We start from the raw sequence: 14152 nt of genomic DNA, 5'->3' as shown, positions 1-14152 counted from the left end.
ATTTGAAGGTATAAGCGGCGCCCTGTGCAGGGGAGGGCTCGGGTATACTGCCGCGCTTTGCGCTCCCTGCCCGTATTGCGGCTGTCATGCAATGCGTTCTTACGATTCTGCGGTGCAGCTTTGCCCGTCATGAACCAGCCTTGCAGGGATGTTTTTGTGATTTTTGGAGTTTTTATGCTCGAACAGGCTCAACGCGTCCTCAAGGACATCTTCGGCTACGACAGTTTCCGTGGCCGTCAGGGTGCAATCATTGAGCGCGTGGCCAGTGGCGGTGATGCGCTGGTGCTGATGCCTACCGGTGGCGGCAAGTCCCTGTGCTTCCAGGTGCCGGCACTGCTGCGCGAAGGCCTGGCGGTGGTGGTGTCGCCGTTGATCGCGTTGATGGACGACCAGGTCGCCACGCTCGAAGAGCTGGGGGTGGCCGCCGCTGCGTTGAACTCGACGTTGAGCGCCGAGCAGCAGCGCGACCTCGCCACGCGGATCAAGCGCGGTGAAGTAAAGATGCTGTACCTGGCGCCCGAGCGCTTGGTGCAGCCGCGCATGCTGTCGTTCCTGCAAGGCTTGAACATCGCCTTGTTCGCCATCGACGAAGCGCATTGCGTATCGCAATGGGGCCACGACTTCCGTCCGGAATACCTGCAACTGGGCCAATTGGCCGAGCTGTTTCCGGACGTGCCGCGCATCGCCCTGACCGCGACCGCCGACAAGCGTACCCGCGAAGAAATCGTCACCCGCCTGCATCTGCAGAACGCCGAGCGCTTCCTGTCGAGCTTCGACCGTCCGAACATCTTTTACCGCATCGTGCCCAAGGAGCAGCCGCGCAAGCAGTTGCTGGCGTTCCTTGCCGAGCGCCGTAGCGATGCAGGCATCGTTTATTGCCTGTCGCGCAAGAAAGTCGAAGAAGTCGCGACATTCTTGAGCGAGCAAGGCTTCCCGGCGCTGCCGTATCACGCCGGTTTGCCCAACGATCTGCGCGCCTTCAACCAGAAGCGCTTCCTCAACGAGGAAGGTCTGATCATGGTCGCCACCGTGGCGTTCGGCATGGGCATCGACAAGCCCAACGTACGCTTCGTCGCGCACCTCGATCTGCCGAAATCCCTTGAAGCGTATTACCAGGAAACCGGTCGCGGTGGCCGTGACGGTCTGCCGGCCGATGCGTGGATGGCCTACGGTCTGCAAGACGTGGTGATGCTCAAGCAGATGCTGCAAAACTCCGAAGGCGACGAGCGGCACAAGCGTCTGGAGCAGCACAAGCTCGACGCCATGCTCTCGCTGTGCGAAGAGACCCGCTGCCGTCGCCAGACCCTGCTGGCGTACTTCGACGAAGACATGCCCGAGCCGTGCGGCCATTGCGACAACTGCGTCGATGGCGTGCAGACCTGGGACGCCACCGAGCCTGCACGTCAGGCGTTGTCGGCGATTTTCCGTACTGGCCAGCGTTATGGCGTCGGTCACCTGGTCGATGTGCTGCTGGGCAAGGACAACGAGAAAATCCGCAGTTTCGGCCATCAGCACCTGTCGGTGTGGGGCGTTGGCAAGGCGTTGAGCGAGAGCGAGTGGCGCTCGCTGTTTCGCCAATTGGTGGCGCGCGGGCTGGCGGATGTCGATCACGAGGGTTATGGCGGTCTGCGCCTGAACGACAGTTGCCGGCCGCTGCTCAAGGGCGAAGTGAGCCTGGAGCTGCGCCGCGATCTGAAACCGCAAGTTGCCGCCAAGACCAACAGCAAGAGCCCGGCCAGCCAACTGGTGCGTGGCGAAGAACGCGAACAGTGGGAAGCGCTGCGTGCGTTGCGACGCAAACTCGCCGAGGAACACGGTGTGCCGCCGTACGTCATCTTCCCCGATTCGACGCTGCTCGAAATGCTCCGCAGCCAGCCGACCTCGCTGGCGGAAATGGCCACGGTCAGCGGCGTCGGTGCACGCAAGCTGGAACGTTATGGCGAGGCCTTCCTCGAAGTGTTGGGCGGCGCAGTCGAGGCGCCGAAAGCAGTCGCCGATGTTCGCCACGAACTGATCACTCTGGCCCGCGCCGGCATGACGCCGTTGCAGATCGCCGGTCAGTTGCAGTGCTCGGAAAAGAACGTTTACACCATGCTCGCCGAAGCGATTGGCAAGCAGCAGTTGTCGCTGGAGCAAGCGCTGGACTTGCCTGAAGAACTGATGGGCGAAGTGCAGGACGCGTTCCTCGATGGCGAAGGCGAGTTGCCGTCGGTCGCCGAAATTGCCGAGCTGTTTGCCGGGCGGGTTCCGGAAGGCGTGCTTTATTGCGTGCGGGCTGCGTTGCAATCGGAATTTGAAATGTGAGGCGACGTATGCGCCAAGCCCCATACAGTTGTAACGATTCAGTACAGAGCCACTCTTGCCTATAACTGCAGCTCATGCTTAGCTGGCTAATAATTAGAAATTCTTTATTTTCAGTCTAACCGTGAGTGTTTTATGCCGTTAACCGATCAACACCGCTTTGGCATGCAACTGGCCCAGATGTCACGTGGCTGGCGTGCCGAACTGGACCGCCGGCTCGCCGGCCTCGGCCTGTCACAGGCGCGCTGGCTGGTGCTGCTGCATCTGGCGCGTTTCGAAGACGCGCCGACTCAACGCGAGCTGGCGCAAAGCGTCGGCGTTGAAGGCCCGACCCTCGCACGCTTGCTCGATAGTCTGGAAAGCCAGGGGCTGGTGCAACGCCAGTCCGTGATGGAAGACCGTCGGGCGAAAAAAATCGTCCTCTGCGCTCCGGCCTTGCCGCTGATCGAACAGATCGAAACCATTGCCACGCAACTGCGTCACGAATTATTCGACGGCGTCGACGAGGCGGATTTGAAGGTGTGCATGCGTGTTCACGGGCACATTCTGGCTAATCTGGAAAAATCTTGAGGCACAACCCCGTGCCGTTTTTTTGAGAGATCGCGCTGAGCAGACTATAAGAACTACTGGGCAATATCGTGTTCGTACCGGATGTGCGAACGCATAGAAGTCGGTTTTGCTTATTTAAGGGATGCTCATGCTCGCAAGTTGGCACGTGGTACTGCGCGGTGGCGCCAAAAGGTTGCTGATCGCTGGCGTATTCAGCTATTCGACCGGGTCGATGGCGTTGGGGCTGGGTGACATCACCGTCCATTCAGCCCTCAATCAGCCGCTCAAGGCTGACATCGCTTTAGTGGATGTCGGTGCGCTGACGCAAAACGATATCTCGGTGAGCCTGGCCACGGCGGACGAGTTCGGTCAGGCCGGCGTCGAACGGGTGTTTTTCCTCAACGACCTCAAGTTCGCGCCGATTCTGCATGGTAATCGTCAGATGATCCGGGTGACGTCGAGCAAACCGGTCAATGAACCCTTTCTGAATTTTCTCGTGCAACTCAGTCAGCCCAACGGCCGGGTGCTGCGTGAGTACACCGTGCTGATCGATCCACCGGGCTCATCCTCTATCGTGCCGGCTACCGATGAGCCGGATCCGCGCCCGCAATCTTCCGCATTTCCCACCGTCGAACCTGCCACGGCGCCTCCCCAGGCAGCGCAGGGCAAGCGCGCAACAGTCCCGACGCAACCACCGCTCGCGGCACCCGCCAACGATGCGCTCGCCGAGCAACTGGCCGCCAGCGTGCTGCAGAACCAGCAACAGCAAAAAACCATTGATGAGTTGAATGCCAAACTGCAGGAGCAACAGGCGCTGATCGCTGACGGCAAAAAGCAGATGAGCGAACTGCAAACGCGCCTGGTCGAGCTGCAAAAGACGCCGCCGCCGGCTGTGGTGACGCCGACTCCGGCGCCGGTTGTTGCGCCAGCTGAATCGGCTGACGACGCGCCGAACGGCTGGTTGCTCGGCGGATTGTTGCTATTGCTCGGCGCGCTGGTGGGTGGATGGATCCTGCGCCGTCGTCAACAAACACATGGTGAAGCGCCGCTGGCAGTGCTGCCGTCAGACAATCAGCCTGAGGTTGATCAAGCTGACAGCAGCCCTGCGGTTGGAACACACGCCACAGCCGAGCATCGCGAAGAGCCGGCGGCGGGCGATGTGCTGGAAGCGGTGGGGATTTATCTGGCCTACGGGCGTTTGGGGGAGGCTGTCGGTTTGCTGCGCGAAGCCTTGCACAAAGAGCCGGAACGCATCGACCTCGGTGTGCAATTGCTGGAAGTGCTCGGGCGCCAGGGCGATAGCGCGGCGTACGAGCAGCAGGAAAGTCAGCTGCGGCAGCAGGGCGTCGATGAGCAGCAATTGCATGCCATCCGCGAGCGTTATCCGAAACTGCTGAATGCTGCACCGCTGGCGGCTGCTGCGCCAGTGGTCGCCAGTGTCGTGCCCCTCGTCGCAGCCGACACTGAACCTGGGCCGGTCAAGGATGATTTCGAATTGAATCTGGGTGAGCTGTCGATGGACTCCAGTTGGGATCTGGACGACAGCCGAACAGCAGCCATTGAGCCATCGGCACCCGCGTCGGGTCTCGGTGCAAGCCTGCAAGTGCTGCCGCAGGACTTCGAACTGCCTCAGGTGGCGGCCAGTGAAGAAGCCGAGCTGGAATGGATTCCCGAGCCCGATGCGCAACCGCTGGACGATGACTTTCTCAATGAGTTCGCTGATCCGCCGTCGTCGCTGGCGTTGGAGCCGCTGGATCTGCAACTGGCCGATCCTGTCGATGAGGCCGCTGCTGGCAAGCTCGAACAGGCACAGACGTGCATCGATGACGGTGACATCGACAGTGCGATTGCCTTGCTCAATGAGCTGCTCAAGGAAGGCGATGAGCCGCTCAAACAAACGGCGCGGACATTGCTGGCAGGGATTCGCTGATTTTTTTGCCTGCCGTTGATGGGGTGAACATGTCGACACTATCGCGAGCAGGCTCGCTCCGACATTTGAATTGTGTTCACAAATCACCTGTGGAAGCTGCCGCAGGCTGTGATTTTTTGATCTTCAAAAACACAGTCAAAAGATCGCAGCCTGCGACAGCTCCTACCGTGGGTCAGAAGGTTTGGCCGAGGTTGAGGTACACGGCCTGCTCATCCGCATCATTCAGCCCGTAACTGAAATTCAATGGCCCCAACGGCGTATCGAAGCCGATAAACACGCTCGCCGCATTGATGTAGCCACTGTCGAACTCATTGTCGTTGTTCCAGGCCCGGCCGCGTTCCAGCGAGGCGCCGGCATACAGCGGGAAGTCCAGCGGCAGGTACGAGCGAGGCGTCAAACGACGGAAATACACGGCGCGCATCAGACTGACGTTCTGCCCGGAAATCGCATCTTCACGGAAGCCCGACAGCTGCCGCGCGCCGCCTAGCAAAAAGCTCGACGTCACCACATTGGCATTGTCCAGCGTGCGGCCGTAACGCCCCCCGAGAATCAGCGTGTCAGGCCCATGGCTCATCGCTTTATCGAGCTTGAACTCCCACTGCCGGTAGCGCGTGTCTGAACCCAGGCCCGGTTCGAACTGCATCAGTGTCAGGCTGATGTCCTTGCCTTCATGAGGGAAGTAAACGTTGTCCAGTGAGTCGTACGAGTACTTCAAGGAGTAGAAGCCTTCGGTGAAACTCTCGCTCGGCAGATCCTGGTCGCCAATGCGCACATCAGCCTTGCCCCATGCCTCGCCGACACCGAAACGCACTTCGCCGTTGTTGCCGATTTGCCGACCCAGGTTAAGACCGAAACCATAGCGCTCCACGCGGTACTGCGCGATCGGATCGTTATCGAGCACCGAATCGACGTTTTGCGCTTCGAACGAGGCATACGGCGCAACAAAGTAGCGCGAACCGACGTCCAGCGGCTGATAGAACTCGGTGTACAGCTCCTGTTTGTCGCCAATCTGCGCGCGGGTCAGCCATTCCGCGCCGAGGCGGTTGATCCCGTTGATGCGGTAACTGGCGCCGAGGTTGAAGGCGCTGTCGCCGCGCATGTCGTCCGACAGGTTCAGACCGACCCGCAGGTAATCGGTGCCGCTGCGCTTGCCGCGAGCGCTGATCACCAGCGTGTGATCCTGGCCCTTGTGAACCACGCGGTATTGCACCTGCTCGAAGTAGTCGAGGCCGTACAAGGTGCCCATGTCCGAGTGCAAGCGTCCCAGATCCAGTGGCTCGCCGATGTGCTGACGGATGTAGTAGCGGATCACATCGTCATCGACTTTCGAGTCGTTCTCGATGCGGATCGCGGTGATGATTGGCGTGCGCTGGCCCGGCGAGCGGGCGGCATTGAGCTCGGCGTCCTGGGACTCTTTGGGTTTGAGCATGGCAAGGCGTGCGTCGAGGATTCTGGTGGCACGGTAACCAGCGTCGATCATCTCCTGAGCCTTGCCGAAATCGGTGACGCCGTACGCTGCCAGCGCCGGCTGGACTAACACATCGGTGGGTTTAAGCGCTGCCAGTTGCTCCTCTGAGTTACGCCGAGTCATCAGAGTAATCGACTGGTTCAGCACATCGACGACGGTGGTCAATTGCTTGCGATTGCGCAGCGGCGTACCGATGTCGACGACGATGGCCACGTCGACGCCCATTTCCCGCGCGACATCGAGGGGGATGTTGTCGGTCATGCCGCCGTCCACCAGTAGCCGTCCGTCGAGTTCGACCGGGGCGAACACCGCCGGGATCGACATGCTGGCGCGGATAACCTGGGGCAGGTGGCCTTTGCGGAACACCACTTTTTCGCCATTGGCGATGTCGGTGGCGACGGCACGGAACGGGATCGGCAGTTTGTCGAAATCGCGGGTGTCGCTGGTGTGGGCCAGCAGGCTTTCCAGCAGCAGCGCGAGGTTCTGACCTTGAATTACCCCCAGCGGCAGGCCGAGACTGCCGTCGTCGCGAAAGCTCAGTTTCTGTTTCACCAGAAAGTCGCGGTCATCCTGCTTGCGCCGGAACGGCACGTCTTCACGCGGCGGCGCATCGGACAGCGCCTGCTGCCAGTCGATGTTCAGCGCGAGTTTTTCCAACTCATCGATCTTGTACCCCGACGCATACAGCCCGCCAATCACTGCGCCCATGCTGGTGCCGGCAATTGCGTCGATCTTGATGCCTTGTTCTTCCAGCGCCTTGAGTACGCCGATGTGCGCCAGCCCGCGTGCAGCACCGCCGGACAACACCAGACCGACTTTCGGCCGCGTTGCCTCACTGGCCGGAACGCTGGCGTGAACAAGAAATGGAAGGAAACCAAGCAGCAGGCAGAACAGCAGACGGCGCATTGTGAGTCTCGGGGCAAGCGATAAAGCCGGCTATTATAGCGGCGCCCTCTGTCTCAGGAGTTTCAACGAACATGACTGTCGCCAAAGCGGAAGTTGTCATCACTTATTGCACGCAATGCCAGTGGCTGCTGCGCGCCGCGTGGCTGGCGCAGGAACTGCTCAGCACCTTCGGCGATGATCTTGGCAAAGTCTCATTGGTGCCCGGCACCGGCGGGGTGTTTCACATTACTTGCGACGGCGTGCAGATCTGGGAACGCAAGGCCGACGGTGGTTTTCCGGAGGCCAAGGTGCTCAAGCAGCGGGTGCGCGATCAGATCGATCCTGAGCGCGACCTCGGCCACAACGACCGCACTCAGTGAGAGGCGGCGTCGGCGGCGACGGCTTTCTTGTCAGCATGGCCTGACATCCGCGCCGACACCACGATGGCGACGATGATCAGCGCACCGCCGATGAGCATCTTCGGTGTCGGGTTTTCATCGAACAGCAGCCAGGCAATGGTGATGCCGTAAACCGGCTCCATGGCGAACACCACAGCGGCGGTGCGCGCTTTGATCACCGCCAGGCTGGCCACGAAAAGGCTGTGGGCGACGCCGGTGCAGAACACGCCGAGCAGGGCGATCCACAGCCAGTCCAGTGCGCGCACCTCGCTCAATTGCGGCGCCGCGACCGGTAGCAGACACAACGCCACCACGACGTTTTGGCACAATGCCGCCTGCACCGCCGGAATGCGCCCGGAACTGGCGCGGTTGGTCAATGACAACAGGGAAAACAGCAACCCGGACAACACCGCCCAGAGCAGGCCGACGGTCGAGCCGCTGGCCAGATCGAAGGTGGGCGTCACCAGCACCAAGCCAACACTGACCAACACCACCAGGAGGATTTCGTTGGCGCGGATGCGCTCGCGGAAGATCAGCCCTTCGAGAATCACCGTGAACGCCGGGAAACTGGCAAACCCCAGGGTGGCGATGGCAACGCCGGCGACTTTCACCGAAATGAAAAAGCTCACCCAGTGCCCGGCCAACAACACACCACTGAGGATGAGTCGTCGCCAGTCCACGGCCTGAAGTTTCTGCCAGCCGCTCTGGCTGGCGAAACGGGCGAAGAATGCCAGGGCAAGCACGGCGAAAGCCGCGCGCCCGAACACGATCACGGCGGGCGACGCCGCAGCGAGTTTGCCGAACACACCGGTCAGGCCAAACATCAAAGCACCAATGTGCAGGGCGCCGAGGGCGGTACGCGGAGTCATTGCAATCCTTCTCTCAAATATAGGAGCTGCCGCAGGCTGCGATCTTTTGATCTTGCTTCGAAACAAACAAGATCAAAAGATCGCAGCCTGCGGCAGCTCCTACATTTAAGCGTGTAGAGGTCAGTAAGTCTGTCGGCGGACTATCGTCGTTTGTCGCAGGAATCGCGCCGAATCTGGCCGGGTGATGCGCCGAACTCACGCAGAACCGCCGCTGAAAAGGCACTCTGCGAGCTGTAACCGACGCGGCTGGCAATTTCGCCCATCGGCAAAACCGTGTCGCGGAGCATTTGCACGGCCAGATGCAGCCGCCGGCTGCGGATGTAATCCATCGGCGTCTGCCCGCATTCGGCCATGAAGCGTGCATGCAGGCGCGCGCTTGAGAGCCCGGCGACCCGCGCCAGATCGGCAACCTGTAGCGGATAAGCGGCGTTTTGCTCAATGTGTGCGTCCAACGCCGCATAGGGCAAACGACGGGCGGCGAGCTCGGCTGGTTGCGCATGATTAAGGCTGGCCAACAGCAGCACCGCGCCTTGCTGTGCGATCAACGGATCGCTGACTGGGCTGTTCGCCAGCCAACTGACCAACTGACTCTGCCCCGAATCCAGCGACAAGCGCGCAGGCGAATCAAGCAAACGGCGGCTGGCGTCGGCATGATCGCCCAGCGAGTCAACCAGCCATTGTCCGTCGGGAATATCCATCACCAGACAGCGGCTGCCATCGGGACTGCCGCACGCATGATGCGCGCCCGAAGGAATAACCACAAAACTCTGCTGACGCACCTGACTGCCACAGCCCTCGACCTCGAAATCCAGCGCGCCGGACAGCCCGAACACCAATTGGGCGTGCTCGTGGCTGTGGACGATCAGGTCGTGAGTGTACTGACGCAAAGTGAGGATCGGGCGCATGAGCAGGTCTCCGGGCAGGTCGACAGTCTACACCGGCGTGCCGCGAGTGCGCTGTCACAGGACTGACTCGCGCCTGTCATGGTCGATTAACCGAGCGGGCGCACGCTGGCGAAAACATCCCAGAGGGTTGCCCATGACCAGCGCCGAGCTCGCCAAACCCAGCCGTAAACAACGGGTGCGAACCCTGTGGATCTCCGACGTGCACCTTGGCACGCGCGATTGCCAGGCTGAACATTTGTCGACGTTTCTCAAGGGCTATCACGCCGACAAGATCTACCTGGTCGGCGACATCATCGATGGCTGGAAGCTGCGCGGCGGCATGTACTGGCCGCAGGCGCACACCAACGTGATCCGCCGCTTGCTGACCATGAGCAAGCGCGGCACCGAAGTGATTTACGTCACCGGCAATCACGATGAATTCCTGCGCCGTTACTCGAAGCTGATTCTGGGCAACATTCAGTTGGTCGATGAAGCGGTGCATGTCACGGCGGACGGCCGCCACCTGCTGGTGATTCACGGCGATCAGTTTGATGTGATCACCCGTTATCACCGCTGGCTGGCGTTTCTAGGCGACTCGGCCTACGAATTCACCCTGACACTCAATCGCTGGCTCAACCATTGGCGCGCCCGTTATGGCTACGGTTACTGGTCGTTGTCGGCGTACCTGAAGCACAAGGTGAAGACGGCGGTGAGTTTCATCAGCGATTTTGAAGAAGCCATCGCCCATGAATGCGTGAAGCGCGAGCTGCACGGCGTGGTGTGCGGGCACATTCACCATGCGGAGATCCGCAAGGTCGGCGAGGTGGACTACCTCAATTGCGGCGATTGGGTGGAGTCGTGCACGGCGCTGATCGAACACTGGGATGGCACGATCGAGCTGTATCGGCTAGCGGATGCACAGGCGCGCGAGGCCGAGCTAAAGGCCGCCAAAGTCGCCGAACTCGCCTGAACGACACAAATCCCCTGTGGGAGCGAGCCTGCTCGCGAAAGCGTTACATCAGGCGAAGCAGTGTCGCCTGACACTACGCATTCGCGAGCAGGCTCGCTCCCACATTTGGTTTGTGGTGTTCTCAGGCTGTGGAGTGTTCTTCCATCGCAGCCTTGTAGATCGAGTTCTTCGGATGGGCAAAGTCGCCGAACTCGCCTGAACGACACAAATCCCCTGTGGGAGCGAGCCTGCTCGCGAAAGCGTTACATCAGGCAAAGCAGTGTCGCCTGACACTACGCATTCGCGAGCAGGCTCGCTCCCACATTTGGTTTGTGGTGTTCTCAGGCTGTGGTGTGTTCTTCCATTGCAGCCTTGTAGATCGAGTTCTTCGGATAGGCAAACAGCCTTTCCATCATCGGCTCAAAAAAACTCAACGGGAGGGTCTCATACGCCGGATCAAACGCCGCCGCATCGTACTTGGCGCAAAACTCGGCGGTTGCCTGAAACTGTGGATGTTCCTTGAACTGCTCGCGCAGGTGCCGATCCATGCCGAGGTGATGGAAAAAGTAGTAACCCTGAAACACCCCGTGTTTCTCGACCATCCACAGATTTTCGGCGCTGACGAACGGCTTGAGAATCGCCGCGGCAATGTCCGGGTGGTTATAGGAGCCCAAGGTGTCGCCAATGTCATGCAAGAGCGCGCAGACCACGTATTCCTCGTCGCGTCCGTCGCGCCATGCGCGGGTCGCGGTTTGCAGGGAGTGGGTGAGGCGGTCCACCGGAAATCCGCCGAAATCGCCTTCGAGCAATTTCAGGTGGGCCATGATCCGCGAGGGCAACTGTTTGGCGTAGGCGCTGAAGTCGGCGGCGATGATCGCCCAGTCCTCTTGCGTACCGTCCTGCATATGGGTGAAGCGGGCATTGGCGTTCATCGGCCATCCTCATCAATTCTTGTTGTTCAGAACGCCACGCGCCCGAGAATCATGTCGCGGTACATGACGAAATCGCCGAGCAGGCTGTACAGCGGATGCTGAAACGTTGCCGGGCGGTTCTTTTCAAAGAAGAAATGCCCGATCCAGGCAAAGCTGTAACCGGCCAGCGGCAAGGCCCATAACAGCAGCCAGGCGCCCTTGGCGATGGTCATGGCAAGAATGAAGATAACCAGCGTCGTGCCGATGAAATGCAGGCGACGGCAGGTGCTGTTGTTGTGTTCGCTGAGGTAATACGGATAGAACTCGGCGAAACTGTTGAATTGCTTGATGTTTTCCACGACCGCGATCTCTGTGGTTATTGTTCTGGCGACGAGTTGTTCTGCGGGTAGCTTATTTGAGTCTAGAGTGATCATTGGCGTGGGCCAGTGACAATCGGCGCCACTTTAGTATCCTTCGCAAATCAGGCCGTAACATGCGGCCCCTCATGTAAAAGAAAAATGCCATGAGTGAACGAACGACTTCTGCTAGCTGGGCGATGGGGATTGTCAAAGCATTGGAGATGGACGGCCTGGATTGCCGGGTTCTGTTCAAACAACTGGGGCTCGATTACTCCGCCCTGGATGATCCGGATGCGCGCTTCCCGCAAGATTCCATGACGCGTCTGTGGCAACGGGCAGTTGAACTGTCCGGTAATCCGGCGATTGGCCTGAACATGGGCAAAGTCGTGCGCCCGGCCTCGTTTCATGTCGCCGGCTATGCCTTGATGTCGAGTAATACCCTCGCCGAAGGCTTTCAGCGATTGGTGCGTTATCAGCGGATCATCGCCGAAAGTGCCGACCTGAGTTTTCGTCTGCTCGAAGAAGGTTACGCACTGATTCTGACGGTGCACGGCGATCACCTGCCGCCGACCCGGCAAAGTGCCGAGGCTTCGCTGGCCTGCGCGCTGGGCCTGTGCGGATGGCTGACCGGGCGCACGTTGCACCCGGTGAAAGTGCTGGTGCAGGGCGCTGAACCGGATGACCTGGAACCCTATAAACAAGCCTTTCACGCGCCGCTGATGTTCAACGCGCCGTACGACGCGTTGATCTTCGAACGTGCCGACATGGAGGCGCCACTGCCCACCGCCAACGAGGCGATGGCGCTGCTGCACGACCGCTTTGCCGGGGAATATCTGGCACGCTTTTCAGAAAGCCGCGTGACCCACAAGGCGCGGCAAGTGCTCTGCCGCTTACTGCCGCAGGGCGAACCGAAGCGCGATACCGTGGCGCAGACGCTGCACCTGTCGCAGCGCACCTTGCAGCGGCGGTTGCAGGAGGAGGGCACGAGTTTTCAGCAGTTGCTCGATGACACCCGCCGCGAACTGGCCGAGCAATATCTGGCGCAGCCGAGCATGACGCTGCTGGAGATCGCTTATCTGTTGGGTTTTGCCGATCCGAGCAACTTCTTCCGCGCCTTCCGCCGCTGGTTCGACACCACGCCCGGCGATTACCGGACGCGGTTGTTGCAGGCGCCGAACGCGATCAATGACGCCAAAAGGCCGGAATACACAGCACAAACACCGTAATGATCTCCAGTCGGCCAAGCAGCATGCCGAATGACAGGATCCACTTCGCCGCATCCGGCAGGGTCGCAAAGTTGCCCGCCGGGCCAATCGTTTCACCCAGACCGGGGCCGACGCCCGACACGGTACTGGCGGCGCCGGTCAGTGCGGTCATCCAGTCGACACCAAGCAAAGACAGGAGCAGCGCGATCACGCAGATGGTGATGGCGAAGAAGAACGAAAAGGTCAGAATCGAACGGACGATTTCTTCGTCGAGACGGTGACCGTTGTACTTCTGCTTGATCACTGCACGCGGATGAATCAGCTGGTTAAGGTTGGCCTTGAGCAGGATGTAGGCAACCTGGAAACGGAAAATCTTGATCCCGCCCGCCGTCGAGCCGGAACAGCCGCCGACAAACCCCAGATAGAAAAACAGCATCAGCGAGAAGTTGCCCCACAGGCTGTAGTCACCGAGGGCAAAACCGGTGGTGGTGACCACCGACGTCACGTTCAGTGCGACATGACGCAGTGCGTCGAGCCAGTGCAGGTTGGTCGTCCACCAGTACCAGGTGCCGAGCACCAGCCAGGTCACCAGCAACATGCCGAGCAAACCCTGCACCTGCTGGTCCCTGAGCAACGCTTTGCGGTTGCCGCGCATCGTCGCCACGTACAAGGTGAACGGCAGGCTGCCGAGAATCATGATCACCACCGCAACCCAGTGCACCGCCGGTTGCGTCCACTTGGCCAGCGACTGGTCGGAGGTCGAGAACCCGCCGGTGGAAATCGCCGACATCGCGTGGTTGATTGCATCGAACGGGCTCATCCCGGCCCACCAGAACGCCAGGCTGCCGACAATGGTGATGCCGACGTACGCCGCCACGATCAGGCGCGCCACCATGTGCGAGCGCGGCATGACCTTTTCCGATCGGTCGGAAGATTCAGTCTGGAACAGGCGCATGCCACCGATGCGCAGTAGCGGCAGAATCGCTACTGCCATGCCGATAAAACCGATGCCGCCTAGCCAGTGCAACAGCGAACGCCACATCAGGATGCCGGGGGACATGGTGTCGAGGCCGCTGAGTACGGTCGAGCCGGTGGCAGTGATGCCGGACATGCTTTCAAAAAACGAGTCGGTGTAGCTGATGTGCTGGGTCAGCAAAAACGGTAACGCCGCAAAAATGCACACCACCAGCCAACTGCTGACGGTCAGCAAGTACATGTCGCGCGGGCGCAGATGAATGTGTTCCGGCCGGCCCGGAATCACCAGCGCGAGGCCGGCGACGAAGGTGATCATGCTTGCCCAGAGGAACGACGGCAGGTCGCTGGTGCGCTCGAAAATCACCAGCGTAGCCATGGGCACGACCATGGCGACAGCCAAGGTGATCAGGAAGATGCCGATGATGAAACCAATGATCCGTAAGGTCGGCAACGCCATGAAGTCCGCTCG

12 protein-coding genes are annotated in these 14152 nt (G+C 60.3%); 6 read left to right on the top strand and 6 right to left on the bottom strand.

The features are described from left to right. Positions 1 to 174 precede the first annotated feature (174 nt). The 3 genes from recQ (at position 175) to JFT81_RS12185 (ending at position 4780) form a co-directional block, all read left to right on the top strand. Positions 175 to 2304 carry a DNA helicase RecQ gene (gene recQ, locus JFT81_RS12195; RefSeq protein ID WP_201227500.1) on the top strand — a complete coding sequence of 710 codons (2130 nt, stop codon included), beginning with the start codon at positions 175 to 177 and terminating at the stop codon, positions 2302 to 2304. A gap of 132 nt (positions 2305 to 2436) precedes the next feature. Continuing rightward, complete coding sequence (locus JFT81_RS12190; RefSeq protein WP_201148334.1) at positions 2437 to 2871, top strand: MarR family transcriptional regulator; 435 nt, start codon at positions 2437 to 2439, stop codon at positions 2869 to 2871. Positions 2872 to 2998: 127 nt separating this feature from the next. Next, the gene (locus tag JFT81_RS12185) at positions 2999 to 4780 is read left to right on the top strand and encodes a FimV/HubP family polar landmark protein (protein ID WP_201227499.1); all 1782 of its coding nucleotides are present in this window, start codon (positions 2999 to 3001) and stop codon (positions 4778 to 4780) included. 172 nt (positions 4781 to 4952) lie between these two features. Here JFT81_RS12185 and JFT81_RS12180 read toward each other — a convergent pair whose 3' ends face one another. After that, a complete protein-coding gene (locus JFT81_RS12180; protein WP_201227498.1) occupies positions 4953 to 7154 on the bottom strand; it encodes a patatin-like phospholipase family protein in 2202 nt (733 codons plus the stop codon). A gap of 71 nt (positions 7155 to 7225) precedes the next feature. On the opposite strand from JFT81_RS12180, the gene JFT81_RS12175 reads away from it, so the two are divergent. Further along, positions 7226 to 7513 (top strand): SelT/SelW/SelH family protein, encoded by a 288-nt coding sequence (locus JFT81_RS12175; protein ID WP_201227497.1) that lies wholly within the window; start codon positions 7226 to 7228, stop codon positions 7511 to 7513. Here JFT81_RS12175 and JFT81_RS12170 read toward each other — a convergent pair. Both JFT81_RS12170 and JFT81_RS12165 read right to left on the bottom strand, forming a co-directional pair. Then, positions 7507 to 8400 (bottom strand): DMT family transporter, encoded by an 894-nt coding sequence (locus tag JFT81_RS12170; protein WP_201227496.1) that lies wholly within the window; start codon positions 8398 to 8400, stop codon positions 7507 to 7509. The genes JFT81_RS12175 and JFT81_RS12170 overlap by 7 nt on opposite strands. A 140-nt stretch (positions 8401 to 8540) precedes the next feature. Further along, entirely contained in the window at positions 8541 to 9305 is a 765-nt protein-coding gene (locus tag JFT81_RS12165; protein WP_201227495.1) for an AraC family transcriptional regulator, read from the bottom strand. Between the two features lie 133 nt (positions 9306 to 9438). Between JFT81_RS12165 and JFT81_RS12160 the strand changes: the two genes are divergently transcribed. After that, positions 9439 to 10254 (top strand): UDP-2,3-diacylglucosamine diphosphatase, encoded by an 816-nt coding sequence (locus JFT81_RS12160; RefSeq protein ID WP_201148332.1) that lies wholly within the window; start codon positions 9439 to 9441, stop codon positions 10252 to 10254. A gap of 320 nt (positions 10255 to 10574) precedes the next feature. Here the strand turns inward: JFT81_RS12160 and JFT81_RS12155 are convergent, their stop codons facing one another. Then, positions 10575 to 11165: an HD domain-containing protein gene (locus tag JFT81_RS12155; protein ID WP_201227494.1), complete on the bottom strand. Its 591-nt coding sequence runs from the start codon at positions 11163 to 11165 to the stop codon at positions 10575 to 10577. A 26-nt stretch (positions 11166 to 11191) separates the two neighbouring features. Then, positions 11192 to 11503, bottom strand: a complete 312-nt coding sequence (locus tag JFT81_RS12150) for a DUF962 domain-containing protein (protein ID WP_201148330.1) — start codon at positions 11501 to 11503, stop codon at positions 11192 to 11194. 164 nt (positions 11504 to 11667) lie between these two features. Between JFT81_RS12150 and JFT81_RS12145 the strand changes: the two genes are divergently transcribed. Continuing rightward, entirely contained in the window at positions 11668 to 12729 is a 1062-nt protein-coding gene (locus tag JFT81_RS12145) for an AraC family transcriptional regulator (RefSeq protein ID WP_201227493.1), read from the top strand. Here the strand turns inward: JFT81_RS12145 and JFT81_RS12140 are convergent. Continuing rightward, a complete protein-coding gene (locus JFT81_RS12140; protein WP_201227492.1) occupies positions 12686 to 14140 on the bottom strand; it encodes a TrkH family potassium uptake protein in 1455 nt (484 codons plus the stop codon). The genes JFT81_RS12145 and JFT81_RS12140 overlap by 44 nt on opposite strands. Between the last annotated feature and the right edge of the window lie 12 nt (positions 14141 to 14152).

It is taken from the genome of Pseudomonas sp. TH43 (assembly GCF_016650635.1).
Lineage (GTDB): Bacteria > Pseudomonadota > Gammaproteobacteria > Pseudomonadales > Pseudomonadaceae > Aquipseudomonas.
The sequence above is the reverse complement of the archived record's forward strand: the minus strand, read 5'-3'. Positions and strand labels throughout refer to the sequence as shown.

Bases quoted from the DNA above. Each gene is read 5' to 3' on its own strand.
- recQ (WP_201227500.1), top strand. From the start codon at position 175: ATGCTCGAACAGGCTCAACGCGTCCTCAAGGACATCTTCGGCTACGAC.
- JFT81_RS12180 (WP_201227498.1), bottom strand. From the start codon at position 7,154: ATGCGCCGTCTGCTGTTCTGCCTGCTGCTTGGTTTCCTTCCATTTCTT.
- JFT81_RS12145 (WP_201227493.1), top strand. From the start codon at position 11,668: ATGAGTGAACGAACGACTTCTGCTAGCTGGGCGATGGGGATTGTCAAA.
- JFT81_RS12185 (WP_201227499.1), top strand. From the start codon at position 2,999: ATGCTCGCAAGTTGGCACGTGGTACTGCGCGGTGGCGCCAAAAGGTTG.
- JFT81_RS12190 (WP_201148334.1), top strand. From the start codon at position 2,437: ATGCCGTTAACCGATCAACACCGCTTTGGCATGCAACTGGCCCAGATG.
- JFT81_RS12170 (WP_201227496.1), bottom strand. From the start codon at position 8,400: ATGACTCCGCGTACCGCCCTCGGCGCCCTGCACATTGGTGCTTTGATG.
- JFT81_RS12165 (WP_201227495.1), bottom strand. From the start codon at position 9,305: ATGCGCCCGATCCTCACTTTGCGTCAGTACACTCACGACCTGATCGTC.
- JFT81_RS12175 (WP_201227497.1), top strand. From the start codon at position 7,226: ATGACTGTCGCCAAAGCGGAAGTTGTCATCACTTATTGCACGCAATGC.
- JFT81_RS12155 (WP_201227494.1), bottom strand. From the start codon at position 11,165: ATGAACGCCAATGCCCGCTTCACCCATATGCAGGACGGTACGCAAGAG.
- JFT81_RS12140 (WP_201227492.1), bottom strand. From the start codon at position 14,140: ATGGCGTTGCCGACCTTACGGATCATTGGTTTCATCATCGGCATCTTC.
- JFT81_RS12160 (WP_201148332.1), top strand. From the start codon at position 9,439: ATGACCAGCGCCGAGCTCGCCAAACCCAGCCGTAAACAACGGGTGCGA.